This window comes from Brevundimonas sp., assembly GCF_035626975.1.
Taxonomy (GTDB): Bacteria; Pseudomonadota; Alphaproteobacteria; order Caulobacterales; family Caulobacteraceae; genus Brevundimonas.
Genome location: NZ_DASPMQ010000020.1, coordinates 42,258 through 60,064 on the forward strand (window position 1 = coordinate 42,258; position 17,807 = coordinate 60,064).

At 69.2% G+C, this 17,807-nt stretch carries 16 protein-coding genes; 11 read left to right on the forward strand and 5 right to left on the reverse strand.

Annotated elements, in window-relative coordinates:
- The first annotated feature begins 111 nt into the window (after window positions 1-111).
- A complete protein-coding gene (gene phyR, locus VEB62_RS06110) occupies window positions 112-906 on the forward strand; it encodes an anti-anti sigma factor/receiver protein PhyR (RefSeq protein WP_324796802.1) in 795 nt (264 codons plus the stop codon).
- 59 nt (window positions 907-965) lie between these two features.
- Here phyR and VEB62_RS06115 read toward each other — a convergent pair whose 3' ends face one another.
- The gene (locus VEB62_RS06115) at window positions 966-1,334 is read right to left on the reverse strand and encodes a hypothetical protein (protein WP_324796804.1); all 369 of its coding nucleotides are present in this window, start codon (window positions 1,332-1,334) and stop codon (window positions 966-968) included.
- A 354-nt stretch (window positions 1,335-1,688) separates the two neighbouring features.
- On the opposite strand from VEB62_RS06115, the gene VEB62_RS06120 reads away from it, so the two are divergent.
- A complete protein-coding gene (locus tag VEB62_RS06120) occupies window positions 1,689-2,711 on the forward strand; it encodes an NADP-dependent oxidoreductase (RefSeq protein WP_324796806.1) in 1,023 nt (340 codons plus the stop codon).
- Window positions 2,712-2,722: 11 nt separating this feature from the next.
- Complete coding sequence (locus tag VEB62_RS06125; RefSeq protein ID WP_324796808.1) at window positions 2,723-3,130, forward strand: acyl dehydratase; 408 nt, start codon at window positions 2,723-2,725, stop codon at window positions 3,128-3,130.
- 81 nt (window positions 3,131-3,211) lie between these two features.
- On the opposite strand, the gene VEB62_RS06130 is transcribed toward VEB62_RS06125, so the two are convergent.
- Together VEB62_RS06130 and VEB62_RS06135 are read right to left on the reverse strand one after the other, a co-directional pair.
- Window positions 3,212-4,006, reverse strand: a complete 795-nt coding sequence (locus VEB62_RS06130; RefSeq protein ID WP_324796811.1) for a SapC family protein — start codon at window positions 4,004-4,006, stop codon at window positions 3,212-3,214.
- A gap of 96 nt (window positions 4,007-4,102) precedes the next feature.
- Entirely contained in the window at window positions 4,103-6,130 is a 2,028-nt protein-coding gene (locus VEB62_RS06135; protein ID WP_324796814.1) for a TonB-dependent receptor domain-containing protein, read from the reverse strand.
- A gap of 100 nt (window positions 6,131-6,230) precedes the next feature.
- Between VEB62_RS06135 and VEB62_RS06140 the strand changes: the two genes are divergently transcribed.
- The 4 genes from VEB62_RS06140 to VEB62_RS06155 all read left to right on the forward strand — a co-directional run bounded on the left by VEB62_RS06140 (window position 6,231) and on the right by VEB62_RS06155 (window position 10,206).
- Window positions 6,231-6,707, forward strand: coding sequence for a Fur family transcriptional regulator (locus VEB62_RS06140; RefSeq protein ID WP_324796816.1), 477 nt, complete (start codon window positions 6,231-6,233; stop codon window positions 6,705-6,707).
- A 61-nt stretch (window positions 6,708-6,768) separates the two neighbouring features.
- On the forward strand, window positions 6,769-7,659 hold the full coding sequence (locus VEB62_RS06145) for an alpha/beta fold hydrolase (protein ID WP_324796818.1): 891 nt from the start codon (window positions 6,769-6,771) through the stop codon (window positions 7,657-7,659).
- A gap of 89 nt (window positions 7,660-7,748) precedes the next feature.
- Window positions 7,749-9,251, forward strand: coding sequence for a CoA-acylating methylmalonate-semialdehyde dehydrogenase (locus VEB62_RS06150; RefSeq protein WP_324796820.1), 1,503 nt, complete (start codon window positions 7,749-7,751; stop codon window positions 9,249-9,251).
- A gap of 85 nt (window positions 9,252-9,336) precedes the next feature.
- The gene (locus VEB62_RS06155) at window positions 9,337-10,206 is read left to right on the forward strand and encodes a hypothetical protein (RefSeq protein WP_324796823.1); all 870 of its coding nucleotides are present in this window, start codon (window positions 9,337-9,339) and stop codon (window positions 10,204-10,206) included.
- A 6-nt stretch (window positions 10,207-10,212) separates the two neighbouring features.
- Here VEB62_RS06155 and VEB62_RS06160 read toward each other — a convergent pair whose 3' ends face one another.
- Window positions 10,213-11,379 carry an aminotransferase class V-fold PLP-dependent enzyme gene (locus VEB62_RS06160; protein WP_324796826.1) on the reverse strand — a complete coding sequence of 389 codons (1,167 nt, stop codon included), beginning with the start codon at window positions 11,377-11,379 and terminating at the stop codon, window positions 10,213-10,215.
- A gap of 91 nt (window positions 11,380-11,470) precedes the next feature.
- Complete coding sequence (gene secA / locus VEB62_RS06165; protein ID WP_324796828.1) at window positions 11,471-14,365, reverse strand: preprotein translocase subunit SecA; 2,895 nt, start codon at window positions 14,363-14,365, stop codon at window positions 11,471-11,473.
- A 243-nt stretch (window positions 14,366-14,608) separates the two neighbouring features.
- On the opposite strand from secA, the gene VEB62_RS06170 reads away from it, so the two are divergent.
- From VEB62_RS06170 to VEB62_RS06185, 4 genes are all read left to right on the forward strand, one after another.
- Complete coding sequence (locus VEB62_RS06170) at window positions 14,609-15,598, forward strand: peptidylprolyl isomerase (protein ID WP_324796830.1); 990 nt, start codon at window positions 14,609-14,611, stop codon at window positions 15,596-15,598.
- Window positions 15,595-16,974, forward strand: a complete 1,380-nt coding sequence (gene argJ, locus VEB62_RS06175) for a bifunctional glutamate N-acetyltransferase/amino-acid acetyltransferase ArgJ (RefSeq protein ID WP_324796833.1) — start codon at window positions 15,595-15,597, stop codon at window positions 16,972-16,974. The genes VEB62_RS06170 and argJ overlap by 4 nt, the downstream gene beginning before the upstream one ends.
- Before the next feature lie 239 nt (window positions 16,975-17,213).
- Window positions 17,214-17,603, forward strand: a complete 390-nt coding sequence (locus VEB62_RS06180; protein ID WP_324796906.1) for a (deoxy)nucleoside triphosphate pyrophosphohydrolase — start codon at window positions 17,214-17,216, stop codon at window positions 17,601-17,603.
- Between the two features lie 18 nt (window positions 17,604-17,621).
- Window positions 17,622-17,804 (forward strand): Flp family type IVb pilin, encoded by a 183-nt coding sequence (locus VEB62_RS06185; RefSeq protein WP_324796836.1) that lies wholly within the window; start codon window positions 17,622-17,624, stop codon window positions 17,802-17,804.
- The last annotated feature ends 3 nt before the right edge of the window (window positions 17,805-17,807 follow it).

A 17,807-nucleotide genomic window follows, 5' to 3' on the forward strand; every position in this document is an offset into this window, starting at 1 on the left:
TTAATGCTCAAGCTTTCGCTGCGTCACGGGAACCGTGGCCGATTTGATACGTTGACGGGACCTGCCGAGGTTCCATTGTTCGGAACCGCCAATTTCTGTCGGGGAATATTCATGAGCCTTCTGGCCCGTCTCGCGCCGCATCTGCCCTATGTGCGTCGTTACGCCCGGGCGTTGACCGGGGACCAGATCACCGGCGACAACTATGTTCGCGTCGCGCTCGAGGCGCTGGCCGCCGGCGAGCGCCAGCTGCCGCCCGAAATGACCCCCCGCGTCGCCCTCTATCACGTGTTCCACGCCATCTGGGCCTCGACCGGGGCCCAGCTGGAGGACAAGAGCGGCATGGAAGGGCGTGACGACGCCTCGCGCCGCCTGATGCGGATCGCGCCCCGCTCGCGCCAGGCCTTCCTGCTGACCGCCCTTGAGGGGTTCACCCCGTCCGAGGCGGCGCAGATCCTCGACGCCGACGCCGGCGACGTCGAACGGCTGATCGCCGAGGCCCAGTCGGACATCGACGCCGAGCTGGCCACCGACGTCCTGATCATCGAGGACGAGGCGATCATCTCGGCCGACATCGAGAGCCTGGTGAAGGAGCTCGGCCATCGCGTCACCGGCACCGCCACCACCCATGACGAGGCGGTCGACGCGGTCGCCCGTCACCGCCCGGGCCTGGTCCTGGCCGACATCCAGCTGGCCGACGGTTCGTCGGGCATCGACGCGGTCAAGGATATCCTCAAGCGGATCGACGTGCCGGTGATCTTCATCACCGCCTTCCCCGAGCGGCTGCTGACCGGCGAACGCCCCGAGCCGACCTTCCTGATCACCAAGCCCTTCCAGCCGGAGACGGTGAAGGCGGCGATCAGCCAGGCGCTGTTCTTCCATCCCTCGCGCCAGCGCGAAGCGGCCTGATTACTCCCCGAACCACGGAAAGCCCCGGTCGCAGGACCGGGGCTTTTTGCATGGCGGTCCTATTGGGTCGGGGGCGGCGGTTCGGCGGCGACGGTCGGGGCGTTGACGTTCGGGGCCGCGCCGGTCGGCGGCGAGGTCGGCTGGCCGGTGGACGTGGTCGGCGCGTCGGCGGCCGGGACTTCGACCGGCGCGGTCTGGAAGGCGGCGGCGTCGACGGCCTGATCGCCGTCGTTGGCGTTGGTCTTGGCGAACCCGCCCTGGCTGACGAACCACATGCCGAGCAGCAGGATGGCCACCGCGGCCAGCGAGACCAGCAGCAGGGTCAGGATGCGGACGCCGCCACGGCCGCCCCGCACATACTGGGCCTCGACGGGACGGCCTTCATGGACCGCGTCGGCGGCCTTGTCGTGAGGGGACTGATGGGTCATGGCGGGCCTCCGACGGCGATTGCGCTGTGTCCGATCAACGCCCCGGCCAGCGGCGCCGTTCCGGCTTTCGCCCGGCGAGCGAAAAAAGTTCGGAGACGCTGGAACCCGGCGGCGGCGGCTCCGTTATCGGTCTGCGGAGGCGGCGACGCCCCCCCGACTTGAGACTGGTGAAAACCAGTCTGTCGCCTCCGCGCCTCATTCTCGATGATGCCACTTCAGGCGGGCCCTCTGCGGCCCGCCTTTTTCTTTGCGTCGTGCTGGACAGGCGGCGCGGCCCGGTCATGATGGCCCGTACTGAAAGAAAACCTGCGCCCGGGCGGCCCGAGGGCGACAGCGTCAGAGAAGGAGACGGCCATGGCTCGCGTCAATCGTCAGTGGGTGCTGCGTCAGCGGCCCAAAGGCCTGATCAAGCCCGGCGACCTTGAACTGGTCGAGGCGCCGGTTCCGGCGTTGAACGAGTCCGAGGTGCTGGTCCGCACCGTCTACCTGTCGCTGGACCCGACCAACCGCACCTGGATGAACGACGCGGAGGGTTATCTGCCGCCGGTGCCGCTGGGCGGCGTGATGCGCGGCCTGACCCTGGGCGTGGTCGAGGAAAGCCGGTCGAGCCGGTTCCGCGCCGGCGACATCGTCACGCCCCTGAACGGCGGCTGGGCCGACTATGCGGTCGTGCCGGAGATGGAGCTTCGCCCCGTGCACCGCGCCAGCGGCCTGCCGCTGACCGCCAACCTGTCGGTGCTCGGCATGACCGGGATGACGGCCTATTTCGGCGTCACCGACGTGCTCAAGGTCCAGGCGGGCGAGACGCTGGTGATCTCGGCCGCCGCCGGCGCGGTCGGTTCGATCGCCGGCCAGGTCGCCAAGGCGCGCGGCGCCCGGGTCATCGGCATCGCCGGCGGGCCCGACAAATGCCGCTGGCTGACCGGGGATCTCGGCTTCGACGCGGCCATCGACTACAAGAACGAGGACGTCGGCGAGGCGCTGGACCGTCTCGCGCCCGATGGCGTCGACCTGAATTTCGAGAATGTCGGCGGCGACATCATGATCGCCGTGTTCAACCGGCTGAAGACCCATGGCCGGATGGCCGTCTGCGGCCTGATTTCGGCCTACAACGCGACCAAGGCGCCGCCCTCGCCCAATTTCGGGCGGCTCATCACCCATCGGCTGACGGTCCAGGGCTTCCTGGTGCTGGACTATGTCCACCGGGGCCGCGAGATGGCGGCCGAGATGGGGCCGTGGCTGCACAGCGGCGAGGTCAAGTGGAAGGTCCACGTCGATGACGGCCTCGAGGGCGCGCTGGATTCGCTGAACCGCTTGTTCACCGGCGATCACGACGGCAAGCTTCTGGTGCGGGTCTCCGAAGAACCCGCCGGCTGAGGGAGCCCGGGATGAGCGAGCCGCTTCACGTCCATTTCGAGGATCTGGCCGTCGGGGAGGTCATCGCTCTCGGCGCCTGCATGGTCGACGAGGCCGCCATGGACCTGTTCGTCGAGCGGTTCTCGCCGGGATGGGACGTCTCGTACGGCGCGCCGGACGCCATGGTCTATGCCCTGTGGAGCCGGCTGTTCGCCGACAAGGTCTCGGGCTGGGCCCAGTCCAAGGTGCTGGCCGTCGACGGACTGCGCTACATGCGCAATCCGCCCGCCGGGGAGCTGATGCGCGGCCGGATGACCGTGATGGGCAAGGATCCCGTCGGCGACGAGAAGGGCATCGTCATCGCCCAGCACGACCTGCTCGACGAGGCCGGGCGGCTGGTCTTCTCCTGCCTGACCCGGGCCCTGCTGGCGCGCCGGTGACGCCCACGGAAAAGCCCGCCCGGCGAACCGGACGGGCTTGAGTTCCGACAGACGCGGAAGGCAGGCGGCCCTCCGGCCGGATCAGGCGTTTCCGGCGGCCGGCTGGGCCTCGGCGGCCTTCTGGAAGGCGATGGCGATCAGGCGATCCCAGCCCAGCAGCGAGACCAGGTGGGCGTAGATCTGGCCCAGGGCGCCGTTGTCCCGCAGTTCGGCGAACTTGTCGGCCGGCAGGGCCTTCAGCTTGTCTTCCGAGACCGCGAAATACTCGGCGAGCTTCTGCGGCGCGCCCGGCGTTCCGTCGGGATTGCGCGGCGTGAAGACGGCTTCACGGGTTTCCAGCAGGTCGAGGTCGGTCACCAGTTTGACGAAGGCCTCGGTGCGCAGGCGCTCCTGCTCGAAATTGTTGCAGAACTCCATCGCCTGCTGGGTGTAGGGCGAGGGCTGCCCGTCGACGAACAGCGGGGTGGCGCCGCCTTCCTTGACGAAGGCCGCGGCGCGGTCGACGCACAGGATCAGACGCTTCTGGACCTCGTCATTGGCGAAGACGAACGGGTAACGGCGCACATAGGCCGGGATATAGGCCTCAGGGCGGAAGGCGCCGGTCTCGCTGACGAACAGGTTCTCGCCCTGACGCAGACCCATGACCGCGACGGGCTGGCGTGCGTCGCCGACGAAGATCACCGGATAGGTCAGCGCCGCCGGCGCGAACTCGGTGACCGTCAGGGGCACGATATTGGTGTTGGCCACGAAGGCGTACGGCTGCTCGACCGGGTCGACGCCGAGCGCGCCATGGGCCTCGACCGAGAGCGGCTCCGGCTGGCTATAGAACAGGACGTTGCCCGAAAGCGGGCTGGCGTTGGCGGTGGTGTCGGTCATGGACGCGAAACGAGCTCAGGATGAAAAAGGGAAGCGCGCTTCTAGCCCAGACGGCCCCGGGCGGCAAACGCGGTTCCCCTCCCCGTTGCAAGGCGGTCAGAAACGCCAGGTGATCCCGGCTCGCAGGTTGCGTCCCGGCATCGGCGCGATGTCCTTCTGGAAGCTGGCGTGTTCGCGCGCCTCGGCGTCGGTCAGGTTGGACGCCTCGGCGAAAACGGTGACGTTGCGGTCCGCGAACGGCCGGATCGCGCCTTTCAGGCTGACGAGCGTGTAGCTGTCGGTCGGGCGTTCGAAGGCGGCCGTGCGGTCCTGCTCGCCGACGTGGCGAACCTCCAGCCCGGCGTCGAAGCGGCGCGAGGTCCAGTCGAGGCCTGCGGTCACCGACCACGGCGGAATCCGCGCGGCGGGGCCGAGGTCGGTGGTCGCCCGGACCCAGTCGGCGGCGCCGGTGAGGGTCAGGCCGCGATCCCCGCTCTCCCAGAGCCGGTATTCGGCCTCCGCCTCGAAGCCCCGGAATTCGGCGTTGGTCTGTACGTATTCGAAGATCGGCAGGCCGGAATCGACGTCGTCCGCCCCGGTCGGCCGAAGGTCGATGAAGCCGTCGTAGTCGGCCGCATAGGCGTGCAGATCGGCTTCGAACCGTCCCTCGGCGAAATGCAGGGTCGCCTCGACCGATGTCGCGACCTCGGAGTCGAGATCGATGTCCCCGACCTCGAAGGCGCCGGTGGCGACGTGGGCGCCCTGGGCGAACAGCTCGACCTCGCTGGGCGCGCGCTCGTTGCGGGCCACGCTCAGGCCGAGGAACAGCGGACCGGTGGGGCGGAAGAACACGCCGGCCGAGGCCGAGACATTGGTGAAGTCGCGTTCGGCCGCCACGCTTTCCAGCGAGCGCTTGTCGAGACGCAGGCCGCCCTCGAAGCCGAGGCCGCCGCGGTCGAACCGCTGGACGGTGTAGAGGCCCTGCTCGCTGATGTCGGTGCGCGGCACATAGGCCTCGTCCCCGACGGCGTCGAAGGTGCGGTCCAGAAGCTGGGCGCCGACGACGCCCTGCCAGCCGTTGCGTTCGCGCTGGATCAGTTCGAAGCGGCCCTCGGCGCCGTCCGAGAAGAATTGCGTGCCGACCTCCTCGCCCTCGAACTCGGTGTGGGCGTAGTCGGCCCAGCCGGCGGACAGGCGGGCGGCGCTGAACGGGCCGGTCGCGAAGGTCAGTTCGCCGCGCAGGTCATACCGGGTCTGTTCCAGTCCGATCGAGACGTGTTCTTCCTCCGCGTCGGGATCGAGCGGGTCGGGCTCGTGCGCGTGACCGGGCACGCCGTAGGTCGTGTCGACGTGCTTGGCCGAGACCCCGATGTAGCCGCGCGACCCGATCCAGCTGGCGCCGGCGCCGTACTGGTCGAGCTGGACGAAGGTGTTCCCGACGGTGCGCTCATCGCCGGCCGTCTCGCCCTCCTCGTCGAGCAGGCGTTGCGATTCCGGAAACACCGGGACGTCGTAATCCGAGGCGTCGCGGGTGAAGCCGTCGAGGGTCAGGACCAGCGGCCCGGCGTTGGCCTTCAGCCGGGCGCCGAAGCTTGAACCGTCGTCAACCGTCGAGGCCTGGGCCGAGACGTGGCCCTCGAGGCCCTCGGGCCGCTCCGTCGGGATGCGGTCGTCGATGATGTTGACCACGCCGCCGATGGCCGAACCGCCGAACACCAGGGTCGAGGGGCCGCGCACGATCTCGATGCGGCGGGCCTCGGCCGGATCGACCGCCACCTGGTGGTCCGGCGAGACCGAGCTGGCGTCGATAAGGCCGAGGCCGTTGGTCAGGACCTGCACCCGGGGGCCTGACAGGCCGCGGATCACCGGGCGGCTGGCGCCCGGGGCGAAATTGGTGCTGCGCACGCCGGGCAGGCCGTTGACCAGATCGCCGAGCGTGGCGGCGGGGGCCACGGCCAGGTCCTCTTCATCCAGCACGTCGACCGCCAGAAGGCTGGCGCGGTCGGTGACCCCGAAGGGCGTCCCGGTGACGATGACGTCCTGGACGCGGGAGGCCGGCTCCCCCGGCTGGCTCTGCGCGGCGGCGACCCCGCCGAAGGCTGCCCAGCCGGCGGCGGCGAGGAGAAGGGAGCGGTGGGAAATCATGCAGCGGCCTCGATATCGGGAGCGGCAGTGTTATGAGATAACATCACAAGTCGTCAACCCTGCCGTTGCGGCGCGGCGGCCGAGCGATTAGCTGTGGCCCATGGGCGACGCCTGCCACCATCATCATGCCGACGGCCCGCCGGGCGAGGCCGAGGTCGAACGCGCCCTCGCCGCCGTGGACGCCCGCCTGACCGCCGAGGGCGAGCGGATGACGGCCGCCCGCCTGCGGGTGCTGGCGCTGCTGCTGGAGGCCGGAGAGCCGGTCAAGGCCTACGACCTGATCGCCCGCTTCGGCGAGGACGGCCAACCCGCCAAGCCGCCAACCGTCTACCGCGCCCTGGAGTTCCTCGAGCGCAAGGGACTGGCGCACCGCATCGCCTCCATCAGCGCCTATGTCGCCTGCACCTCGGGGGGGCGCGACCACGCCGCGGCCTTCCTGATTTGCGACTGTTGCGGGGCGACGGAAGAGGTGTCCTCGCCGGTCGCAGGCGACCTGGGCCGGGCCGCCGACGCCGCCGGCTACGCCATCGAGCGCACCACGATCGAGGCTCATGGGCGCTGTCCGGCCTGCCAATAACCTCTCCGCCCATCTCGGCGGGCCGCTGGCAATCTTCGGCGCCGCCCCCTATCTCGCCCCTATGGACGCGATCCGGCTCTCCCCGCCCCGTCGCCTGAGCCTGCCGGTGAACAACCGGTGGGGCGCGGGCCAGATGAGCGTGCTGGATTTCGGCGACGTCAAACGGCCGGTCGATCTGGTCTTCGTCCACGCCAATGGCTTCAACGCCATGACCTACCGGAGCCTGCTGGCGCCCCTGTCGGGCAGTCTGCGGATATGGGCGCCGGATCTGCGCGGGCACGGGGCCACCCGTCTGCCCGCCGAGCCGGAGGGACGGCGCGGCTGGGGCGACCACAGGGACGACCTGGTTTCGCTGCTGGATGCGCTGGATGGGCCGCCGGTGGTCCTGGCCGGCCATTCGATGGGCGGGACGGCGTCGCTTCTGGCCGCCGCCGAACGGCCCGGCCGGGTGTCCCGCCTGCTGCTGATGGATCCGGTGATCTGGGGGAGGCTGTCCGTGATGGCGTTCCATCTGCCGCTGCTGGACCGGCTGCCGGGCCGACATCCGCTGGTGCGCAACGCCCTGGCCCGCCGCAACCGGTTCGACAGCCGCGAGCAGGCCCTGGACAGCTACCGCGGCCGCGGCGCCTTCCGGGGCTGGCCCGAGATGATGATCGCCGACTATCTCGCCGACGGCCTGCGCGAGACGGAAGACGGACTGGCGCTGGCCTGCGAGCCGCGCTGGGAGGCGTCGAGCTACGCCGTCCACGCCCACGATCCGTGGCGGGCGATGCGCGCCTTCCGGGGGCCGGTGCGCATTCTCAAGGCCGAGGCCGGCTCGACCTGCCATGTCCCCGCCAGGCCACGGGGACTGCCGCATGTGACCGTCGAGACGGTGCACGGCGGCACCCACTTCTTCCCCATGCTGAAGGCCGATGTGGCCCGCGACGCCCTGTTCGACGCGTCGGTGTGACCCGGGGCCGGGCACTGGCGCGAGCCCTTCGGGCGGGCTAAACCGCGCGCCAACCAGAACAAGCCGGCACTTCAGGGAAACGCTTCAGCATGCGCGAGATCAACCATTTCATCGACGGCGCCTCGTTCACGGGCGCCTCGGGCCGCTTCTCCGACGTGTTCAATCCCAACACCGGCGAGGTGCAGGCGCGGGTGCAGCTGGCCTCGGTCGCCGAGATGGACCGGGCCGTGCAGGCGGCCCAGAACGCCTTCGACGGCTGGTCCTCGACCAATCCCCAGCGCCGCGCGCGTGTGATGTTCGAGTTCAAGCGGCTGGTCGAGGCCAACGTCAATGAACTGGCCGAACTGCTCAGCTCGGAGCACGGCAAGGTCATCGCCGACTCGAAAGGCGACATCCAGCGCGGGCTGGAGGTCATCGAATTCGCCTGCGGCATCCCGCACGCGCTGAAGGGCGAATACACCTGGGGCGCCGGCCCGGGCATCGATGTCTATTCGATGCGCCAGCCGCTGGGCGTGGTGGCGGGCATCACCCCGTTCAACTTCCCGGCCATGATCCCGATGTGGATGTTCGGCGTGGCCATCGCCGTCGGCAACACCTTCATCCTCAAGCCCAGCGAGCGCGATCCGTCGGTGCCGGTGCGCCTCGCCGAGATGATGATGGAGGCCGGCGCGCCGGCGGGCGTGCTGAACGTGGTGCACGGCGACAAGGCGGCGGTCGACGCCATCCTGACCCATCCGCTGATCCACGCCGTCAGCTTCGTCGGCTCGTCCGACATCGCCCACTACGTCTATCAGACCGGCGCGGCCAACCATAAGCGGGTCCAGGCCATGGGCGGGGCCAAGAACCACGGCATCGTCCTGCCCGACGCCGACATGGACCAGGTGATCAAGGACCTGTCGGGCGCGGCCTACGGCTCGGCCGGCGAGCGCTGCATGGCTCTCCCCGTCGTCGTTCCCGTCGGCAAGAAAACCGCCGACGAACTGCGCGAGCGCATGGTCGCCGAGATCCCGTCGATGCGGGTCGGCGTCTCGACCGACGCCGGGGCCCACTACGGCCCGGTGGTCACCGCCCAGCACAAGGCCCGCGTCGAAGGCTGGATCGAACAGGGCGTCAAGGACGGGGCCGAACTGGTCGTCGACGGCCGCAACTTCAGCCTTCAGGGCCATGAGAAGGGCTATTTCATCGGTCCGTCGCTGTTCGACCACGTCACCCCGGAGATGGAGTCCTACAAGGAGGAGATCTTCGGCCCGGTGCTGCAAATCGTCCGCGCCGCCAGCTTCGAGGAGGCCCTGTCGCTGCCGTCGAAGCACCAGTACGGCAACGGCGTCGCCATCTTCACCCAGAACGGCCGCGCGGCCCGCGACTTCGCCGCCCGGGTCAATGTCGGCATGGTCGGCATCAACGTCCCCATCCCGGTGCCGGTCGCCTACCACACCTTCGGCGGCTGGAAGCGCTCGGCCTTTGGCGACACCAACCAGCACGGCATGGAGGGGGTGAAGTTCTGGACCAAGGTCAAGACCGTCACCGCCCGCTGGCCGGACAGCGAACTGGAGCACGCGGACTCCAGCTTCGTCATCCCGACGATGGGGTAGCGTTCGCCTCTGCGGCGTTCGTGGCATCGCAATTCGGTGCTAGGCGTTAGACTGTCTGAACAGTGAAGCTGGAGCGCTCTCCCGTATGCGTCGCTTTTTCGTCTGGTCGGCTCTCGCGGCCCTGATCGGCCTGGTCCTCGCGATCGGCGCCTTCTGGGCCTATCAGCACTTCTACGCCCGCTTCCAGCCGGTGACGGTGACCCGGAACCAGGCCGCGATCCAGCGGCTGCTGGACGAGGCGTCGTGGCTGTCGTCCGGGGGCGGGGGCGAGCCGCTGTACATCATCGGCTATCGCGACTCGGCGGCCATGCAGCGCTACGAGCGCGAGGAGGCGCCCAAGCTGCGCGCCGCCGGGGTCGAGGTGCGGATCATCATCTTCGCCCGTTCCGACCGGGAGGGTCTGAGCCGCTCCACGGCCGCAGAACGGGCCACGGTGGCCGAGCTGTGGCTGACCCGCGACTGGACCCTTTATCAGCGCTGGACCGCCACCCCGTCGAACAACTGGACCGCCGCGGGCGTCCCCGCCGCAGACGGCAGCCTGGCAAGGACCGCCGTAGTCGAGGCGGGCCGCGATTTCGCGTCCGGCCTCAGCGAGGAACTGCGCGGCGCTGGACTGCAGACCCGGTACCCGCTGATCATCTGGCGCGACCGCGGGGGCTATATGAAGGCCTGCGCCTGTTCCGACAGCCGGTCGTGGGCCTTCGTGCGCGACGACCTCGACGCGCCGGACCGGGTCGAGCCGCCTTCGGTGGCGGACGGAACCCAGCCGCCGGTGGCCTGGCCGGGCGACGGCAGCCCCGAGAGCCTGCCCTATCCGGCGCTGCCGCCGATCCCGCCGGCCGACGGGCAGCCGCTTCCCGCGCCCGGAGTCACGCCGGCGCCTGGTACGGCTGCGCCGCCGGCGCCGCGCAAGGCCCCCGAGCCAAAGCGGACCGAAGACACCACCTTCTTCTGACGCTGGTCAGAGCACCCGTTTGCAGACCGCGGCCAGACGCTCGACGTCCGCCTCGTCCTGATAGAGGCCGAAGCCGAAGCGGATGGTGTCGTCGCGCACGTCGGTGACCACGTTCGCCGCCAGCAGCCGCGCCCGCCATGCCTGGGCGTCCTTGTGGCGGAAGGCCAGGAAGCGGGCCCGGGCGGGCTCGTTGGCGATGGGGTTGATCAGCTCGGCCTCGCCCAGCCCCCCGGCCTCTCCGGCCGCGACCGCGTCCTGGAACCGGCGCATCAGGCCGCGCGCATGATCGGCGATCGCCGCCGTGGTCAGGCCGGCCTCGTCCAGCATCCGGCGCACGCCGTTGAAGCGGTAGAGCGGCGTGGCGTCGAAGGTGGCGCCCCAGAAACGGCCGGCGTCGCCGCGGTACTGAACATCCTCGGGGCGGCCCATCAGATCGCCGAACTCCGCGAACCAGCCGGTCGCCACCGGGCGGGGGCAGAAGCCGTCCGGCGCGTGCAATATGCCCGCGCCCTCGCCGGACATGGCGTATTTGTAGCCCCCGGTGACGTAGAAAAGCCGGTCCGCGACGGCCGACAGGTCCGTCGGCGCGGCCATGAAGCCGTGGTAGCCGTCGACGATCACCCACGGCCCGGCCGGATCGGCCAGCGCCGCCAGATCGGCCAGCCGGCTGAACGCCTGGCCGGTCTTGAAGAAGATCTGGCTGACCAGGATCCAGTCGAAGCCGCCACTCCGGGCAGCCTCGACGAAGCGGTCGTCGAAGCTGTCGAACGGATGCAGGGGCACGGGGGTCACCACGGCCTCGCCGGCTTCCTCCCAGCGTTGGGCCTGGCGGCGAAAGGAATGGAATTCGCCGTCGGTGGACAGGATGCGGACCGGCTTCTTCTCGAAGCCGGAAAAGATACGCAGCAGGAAGTCGTGGGTGTTGGGCGCGAACACCACCGTGTCGGGCGACGGCAGGTTCAGTTCGCGGGCGACGTGACCCTGGGCCTCGGGCACGACCTCGCCGAAGATCAGGTCCCATTTCCGGTCGGCGAACCTGTTCGCCTCGACCCAGGCCCGCACCTGCCCGTCGAACGAGGCGTCCGGCCACAGGTGGTGGCTGTGGGCCGCGAAATGCAGCCGCTCGGGGTCGAGCGACAGGGCGCGGGAGAACAGGTCCTTGCGAGCGGCCATCAATCTCTCCCGTCGAACCAGGTCACGGACGGTCGATAGCGAGGCGCGGTCCCGCGCTCAAGCAGCGAGCGACCGCGTCGTGAGCGCGCCCCTAAATGAGGCTTCCGTGGCAGTGCTTGAACTTGCGGCCCGAGCCGCAGGGGCAGTCGGCGTTGCGCGGCGTCCGTTCCCAGCCGACGGGCAGCATCTCGACCGGCAGGCGGGCGCGATCCTCGCCCTGCAGCATGCCCTCGGGCAGCTGGGCCATGGGATCGGCCATCTCGTTCTCGCCGGTGCCCGGGTTCAGGTGGATCTCCTGGAACTCCGGCAGCTCCATCGGCGGCGCGGTTTCGAAGCGGAATTCAACCGTCATCAGCCAGCGGGTGACGTTGTGGCGCAGCTCGTAGAGCAGCGTCTCGAACAGGTTGAAGGCCTCGGTCTTGTACTCGTTCAGCGGATCGCGCTGGCCGTAGCCGCGCAGGCCGATGACGCCGCGCAGATGGTCGAGGTGCACCAGGTGCTCGCGCCAGCTCTGGTCGATCATCTGGAGCATGATCTGCCGCTCCAGACCGCGGGTCTGCTCGGCGCCGATCAGCTCCAGCCGTTCGACGGCGCGGGCGTCGGCGGCGGCCATCAGCCGCTCCTCGATCTCCTCGTTCGAGACGCCTTCCTCGGCGGCCCAGTCATGGAGCGGCAGGTCGAGGCCGAGGGTCGCCTTCACCTTCTCGTTCAGACCGTCGATGTCCCACTGCTCGGCATAGGCCTTGGGCGGCATATGCTTGTCGATCAGGTCGGTGATCACGTCGTTGCGGAATTCGGCGACCAGTTCGGACAGATCCGTGGCGTCCATGAATTCCTGGCGCTGCTCGAACACGGCCTTGCGCTGGTCGTTCACGACGTCGTCGTATTTGAGCAGATTCTTGCGGATGTCGTAGTTGCGGGTCTCGACGCGCTTCTGGGCGGTCTCGACCGCGCGGTTCAGCCACGGGTGGCTGATGGCCTCGCCCTCGGCCACGCCGAAGCTGCGCATGATGGCGTCCAGGCGGTCGCCGGCGAAGATGCGCAGCAGGTCGTCCTCGCAGGACAGGAAGAATTTCGACGTGCCGGGGTCGCCCTGGCGGCCGGTGCGTCCGCGCAGCTGGTTGTCGATGCGGCGGCTCTCGTGGCGCTCGGTGCCGAGCACGAACAGGCCGCCGGCGGCCAGCGACTTCGCTCTCTGGACGGCGATCTCGGCCTTGAACTCGACCTCGATGGCGGCTTCCATCTCCGGCGTGACCTCGACGGCGAGGTTGCGCTGCTCCTGCCGCCACTTCTGCAGCTTCATTTCCAGGTTGCCGCCGAGCTGGATGTCGGTGCCGCGGCCGGCCATGTTGGTGGCGATCGTCACCACGCCGGGCAGGCCGGCGTCGGCGACGATGAAGGCCTCCTGCTCGTGCTGACGGGCGTTCAGGACGCTGTGCGGAATGCCCTTGCCGCGCTTGATGTCGATGTCGAAGTCTTCGTCCTTCAGCGCCTGGTACGCCTTCTTCGCCTCGCGCCGGACCTTCTCGTCGTCGCTGGCGACCTTCTCGAGCAGGTGCTGATGCTGCGGCTTCAGCGTCTTGACCGGGACCTCGTACTCGTAGGTCTTGAGCAGTTCGGACAGGGTCTCGGACTTCTCGATCGAGACGGTGCCGACCAGGATGGGCTGGCCCTTGACGTGGCAGTCCGCGATCAGGCCGGCGATGGCCTGGTTCTTCTCGGCGGCGGTGCGGAAGATCTCGTCGTCGTGGTCGATGCGCCTGACGGGCCGGTTGGTCGGCACCTCGAGGACATCCATCTTGTAGATGTCGAGGAATTCCTGGGCCTCGGTCGCCGCCGTGCCGGTCATTCCGGACAGCTTCTCGTAGAGGCGGAAATAGTTCTGGATGGTCACCGAGGCCAGGGTCTGGTTCTCGGGCTGGATCTTGACGCCTTCCTTGGCCTCGATGGCCTGGTGCAGCCCCTCGGACAGCCGCCGGCCCTGCATCATCCGACCGGTGAACTCGTCGATGAGCATCACCTCGCCGGCCTTGATGATGTAGTCTTTGTCCTTTTGATACAAAGTGTTGGCGCGCAGGGCCTGGTTGATGTGGTGGACCAGGCTGATGTTGGCGGGGTTGTACAGGCTGGTGGTGTCGGCGGCGAACAGGCCGCGCGCCTCCATGATCTCCTCGATCTTCTCGGAGCCTTCCTCGGTCAGCAGGGCCTGCTTCTGCTTCTCGTCGAGGTCGAAGGTGGTCTTGTCCTGGATCAGGTCCTTGATGATGCCGTCGACGATCAGATAGAGGTCCGACCGGTCCTCGGTCGGGCCCGAGATGATCAACGGCGTGCGCGCCTCGTCGATCAGGATGGAGTCGACCTCGTCGACGATGGCGAAATGGTGGGGGCGCTGGACCATCTCGCGCCGGTCGTAGACCAGGTTGTCGCGCAGATAGTCGAAGCCGAACTCGTTGTTGGTGCCGTAGGTGATGTCCGCCGCATAGGCGGCCTGGCGCTGGCCCGACGACAGGCCGTTGACGATGACGCCGACGTCCATGCCGAGGAAGCGGTAGACGCGCCCCATCCACTCGGCGTCGCGCCGGGCCAGGTAGTCGTTGACGGTGATGACGTGCACGCCCTTGCCGAGCAGGGCGTTCAGGTACACCGGGGCCACGGCGACCAGGGTCTTGCCCTCGCCGGTCCGCATCTCGGCGATGCCGCCGTCGTGCAGGATCATGCCGCCGGTGAGCTGGACGTCGTACTGGCGCTGGCCGAGGACGCGCTTGGAGGCTTCGCGGACGACGGCGAAGGCCTCGTTGAGCAGTTTGTCGAGCGTCTCGCCGGCCGCGATCCGGTCGCGGAACGCGTCCGTCATCATGCGCAGTTCGTCGTCCGACAGGGCGGCGAACTTGTTCTCGAGCGCATTGATCTTCTGCACCCGGCCCATGAAGTCCTTGACCTTGCGGTCGTTGGAGGAGCCGAAAATCTTCTTGGCGATGCCGAGCATGAATGATCCGAAGGCGGGCGAGCGGCTGGGGCTCTGGTACTGGAACGGTCCCGAAGGAGCGGCGGCTATGATGCGCCGGGCGAGGCCTCGGCGGCGGCGACCCGGTGCGCCTGTCTCAGGCGCGCGCAAGGGTCGCGCGAACGTTCGAAAACCCCTCGACTTGGGCGCAGGCGGGACTTAAGCACCGGCCTTATCCCTGTCAACGCGAGGGCCTTTGCCGCCCGTGACGGAGCTTGCCCCGAAATGAGCCTCATCCAGTCCCGGATTTCGGCCCGCGCCCTGTTCCCGGTGCTGCTGGCGGTCGTCCTCGCCGTCTCCGCCTGCGGGCGCGGCGGCGGCGCCGACCGGCCTCCCGAGGCGGGCGACCGGGCCGTGGCCAAGGTTCAGGACGAGACCATCTGGGCCTCCGACGTCAAGCGCGAGGCGGTGGCGCAGGGTCTCGTCGGAGAGGGCGAGCCGCTGGACGTCACCTCGGACCTGTTCCGCCAGGTGCTGCACGAGGTCATCGACCAGAAGCTTCTGGCGCGCGAGGCCGAGCGCCGCGGGCTGGACAATTCCGCCCTGGCGCAGCGGCGGCTGGCCGCCACGCGCGAGCGCATCCTCGGGGACATGCTGGTCGAAACCGTCGTCAACGGCACGATCGACGACAAGGCGGTCGAGACCATATACCGCGAGCAGGTCCGGCTGGCCGAGACCTCTGAGGAAATTCGCAGCCGGCTGATCCTGTCGCGGACCCGCGAGGAAGCCGACGCCGTCATCGGCCTGCTGGCCCAGGGCGCGGCCTTCGAGGCGGTGGCGCAGCAGCGCTCGATCGACGAGGCGACCCGGTTCTCCGGCGGCGACCTCGGCTATGCGACGCTGGACGTTCTGCCGCAGGCCTATGCCGACGCCCTGCGCGACCGGCCGGCCGGCTCGACCGTCGGGCCGTTCCAGACCGAGGGCGGCTGGGCCGTGCTGCGGATCGAGGACCGCCGCCGGGAAACGCCCCCGACGCTGGAGCAGGCGCGTCCGCAGATCGTGCGCTACCTGACCTACGAGGGAGTCCGCCAGCTGCTGGAGCAGCTTCGCGGCAAGGCCGAGGTCGACGTGCTGCTGAACGGCGACTCCGCCTCGCGGGAACCGGCGTCGGCCCCGGTGAAGGCGCCGGCCGCCGCCCCGGCGACGACCGCCCCGGCCGCGCCGGCGCCGGCGACGCCCGCCCCCGCCGCCCCCGCGCCCGCGAAAAAATCATGAGCCGCTCGCCCGAAGGCGGCCGGGGCTCGACCGGCCAGAAGATCGAACAGGCGCTGGAGAAGGCGCTGGACCCGCTGACCACGGCGCTGAAGCGCGCCACCACGCCGGCCCGTCCGGCGGCCGTCCCGGGCAAGCCGGGCCTGCAGGTGTCGCCCCTGGCCGTGCCGTTTCCGGATATCCCGCCGATCGCGGGCGTGGAGATCGCCACCGCCCGGGCCGGATTCTACAAGCATGAGCGCGACGACCTGGTGGTGTTCAGCTTCGCCCGCGGCACCACCTGCGCCGGGGTGTTCACGCGGCACAAGGTGGGCTCGGCGCCGGTGGACTGGTGCCGGCGGCATCTGGACGCCGAAGGCGGCGGCTCCGACGTGCGGGCGCTGGTGGTCAACGCCGGCTGCGCCAACGCCTTCACCGGCAAGGCGGGGGCGGACGCCGCCCGCCGGACGGCCTCCGAGGTCGCCAAACGCTTCGGCTGCCGCCAGCGCGACGTGATGCTGGCCTCGACCGGGGTCATCGGCGTGCTGCTCGACGACCGCAAGATCGCCGCCCGCCTGCACGACATCGAAGCCGGGCTGGACGCCGACGGCTGGGCGAAGGCCGGACAGGGCATCATGACCACCGACACCTTCCCCAAGGGCGCGTTCGCCGAGTGCGAGATCGAGGGCCACAAGGTCAGGATCGCCGGGATCGCCAAGGGGTCCGGCATGATCGCGCCGGACATGGCGACCATGCTGGCCTTCATCGTCACCGACGCCGACATTCATCAGAATGTGTTGCGCGCCATGCTGGGCCTGCACGTCCGCACCACCTTCAACAGCGTGACGGTCGACGGGGACACCTCGACCAACGACACCTGCCTGTTGTTCGCCACGGGGGCCTCCGGCGCGCCGCGCATCGGCCGGGTCGGCGACCGGCGGCTGAAGGATTTCTCGCGCGCGCTGGACCAGGTCATGCTGGATCTCGCCCACCAGCTGGTTCGCGACGGCGAGGGGGCGACCAAATTCGTCAAGATCACCGTCGACGGCGCGGCCAGCCCCGGCTCGGCCCGCAAGCTGGCCAAGTCGATCGCCGACAGCCCGCTGGTCAAGACCGCCCTCGCCGGCGAGGACGCCAACTGGGGCCGGGTGGTGATGGCCGTCGGCAAGACCGAGGAGCCGGTCGACCGCGACCGGCTGGCGATCCGCTTCGGACCCCATGTGGCGGCGATCGACGGCGCCCCCTCGCCGACCTACGACGAGACGAAAATGAGCGCCTATATGAAGAACGCCGAGATCGACATCACCGTCGACGTGGGTTCTGGCCGCGCCTCGGCGACGGTGTGGACCTGCGATCTGACCAAGCGCTACGTCGAGATCAACGGCGACTATCGCTCGTGAGCGAGGTCGCCGCCACGATATACGTGCCGCTGGAGGATGAGGGGACTAACGTCTGGCGGCCGGTGAACGCTCACCGCCTCGACGACACGACTTACAGGATCGCCGATCAACTCATTTCCGACGACGAGCAGTGGGCGTTTCAACCCGGCGACCTCGTCCATGTCGAGCCGCGCACGCTTTCCGGCGGAGAGTGCCTCGTCGCTGTTGGACCTGCTGCGCATAAAGCGGCCCTCCCGACCATCCTCGTCGTCGCCGTGGCCCTGATCGACGCCGAAGGGCGGGTGCTGATCGCCCAGCGGCCCGAAGGCAAGCAGCTGGCCGGGCTGTGGGAATTCCCGGGCGGAAAGATCGAACCCGGCGAGCGTCCCGAGGCGGCGCTGATCCGGGAGTTGAAGGAAGAGCTGGACATCGACGTGAACGAGGCCTGCCTGGCGCCCTTCGTCTTCACCAGCCACGCTTACGATTCATTTCACCTTCTTATGCCTTTGTACCTATGCCGACGCTGGTCGGGGGTGGTTCGGAACCGCGAGCACGCGGCTCTGAAATGGGTGCGGCCCGACCGGTTGGCCGACTACCCGATGCCTCCGGCCGACGAACCCCTGGTCGCCTGGTTGCGCGATCTCCTCTAGCCGCCGAAGGAGGGGGCCATGCGAGCTCTGCTCTCCCGGTTCCTGGCCGATGAACGCGGCGCGACCGCGCTCGAGTACGGTCTGATCATTGCCCTGGTCTTCCTGGTGGCCCTGTCCGGCATCACCGCCTTCGCCAGCGCCGGCTCGGGGACGTTCAACGCCGCCATGACCAAGCTGGCGGCGGCGATCGGCGCGACCTGAGTC

Bases quoted from the DNA above. Each gene is read 5' to 3' on its own strand.
- VEB62_RS06155 (WP_324796823.1), top strand. From the start codon at position 9,337: ATGCGTCGCTTTTTCGTCTGGTCGGCTCTCGCGGCCCTGATCGGCCTG.
- argJ (WP_324796833.1), top strand. From the start codon at position 15,595: ATGAGCCGCTCGCCCGAAGGCGGCCGGGGCTCGACCGGCCAGAAGATC.
- VEB62_RS06140 (WP_324796816.1), top strand. From the start codon at position 6,231: ATGGGCGACGCCTGCCACCATCATCATGCCGACGGCCCGCCGGGCGAG.
- phyR (WP_324796802.1), top strand. From the start codon at position 112: ATGAGCCTTCTGGCCCGTCTCGCGCCGCATCTGCCCTATGTGCGTCGT.
- secA (WP_324796828.1), bottom strand. From the start codon at position 14,365: ATGCTCGGCATCGCCAAGAAGATTTTCGGCTCCTCCAACGACCGCAAG.
- VEB62_RS06120 (WP_324796806.1), top strand. From the start codon at position 1,689: ATGGCTCGCGTCAATCGTCAGTGGGTGCTGCGTCAGCGGCCCAAAGGC.
- VEB62_RS06170 (WP_324796830.1), top strand. From the start codon at position 14,609: ATGAGCCTCATCCAGTCCCGGATTTCGGCCCGCGCCCTGTTCCCGGTG.
- VEB62_RS06130 (WP_324796811.1), bottom strand. From the start codon at position 4,006: ATGACCGACACCACCGCCAACGCCAGCCCGCTTTCGGGCAACGTCCTG.
- VEB62_RS06185 (WP_324796836.1), top strand. From the start codon at position 17,622: ATGCGAGCTCTGCTCTCCCGGTTCCTGGCCGATGAACGCGGCGCGACC.
- VEB62_RS06145 (WP_324796818.1), top strand. From the start codon at position 6,769: ATGGACGCGATCCGGCTCTCCCCGCCCCGTCGCCTGAGCCTGCCGGTG.
- VEB62_RS06150 (WP_324796820.1), top strand. From the start codon at position 7,749: ATGCGCGAGATCAACCATTTCATCGACGGCGCCTCGTTCACGGGCGCC.
- VEB62_RS06160 (WP_324796826.1), bottom strand. From the start codon at position 11,379: ATGGCCGCTCGCAAGGACCTGTTCTCCCGCGCCCTGTCGCTCGACCCC.
- VEB62_RS06125 (WP_324796808.1), top strand. From the start codon at position 2,723: ATGAGCGAGCCGCTTCACGTCCATTTCGAGGATCTGGCCGTCGGGGAG.
- VEB62_RS06135 (WP_324796814.1), bottom strand. From the start codon at position 6,130: ATGATTTCCCACCGCTCCCTTCTCCTCGCCGCCGCCGGCTGGGCAGCC.
- VEB62_RS06115 (WP_324796804.1), bottom strand. From the start codon at position 1,334: ATGACCCATCAGTCCCCTCACGACAAGGCCGCCGACGCGGTCCATGAA.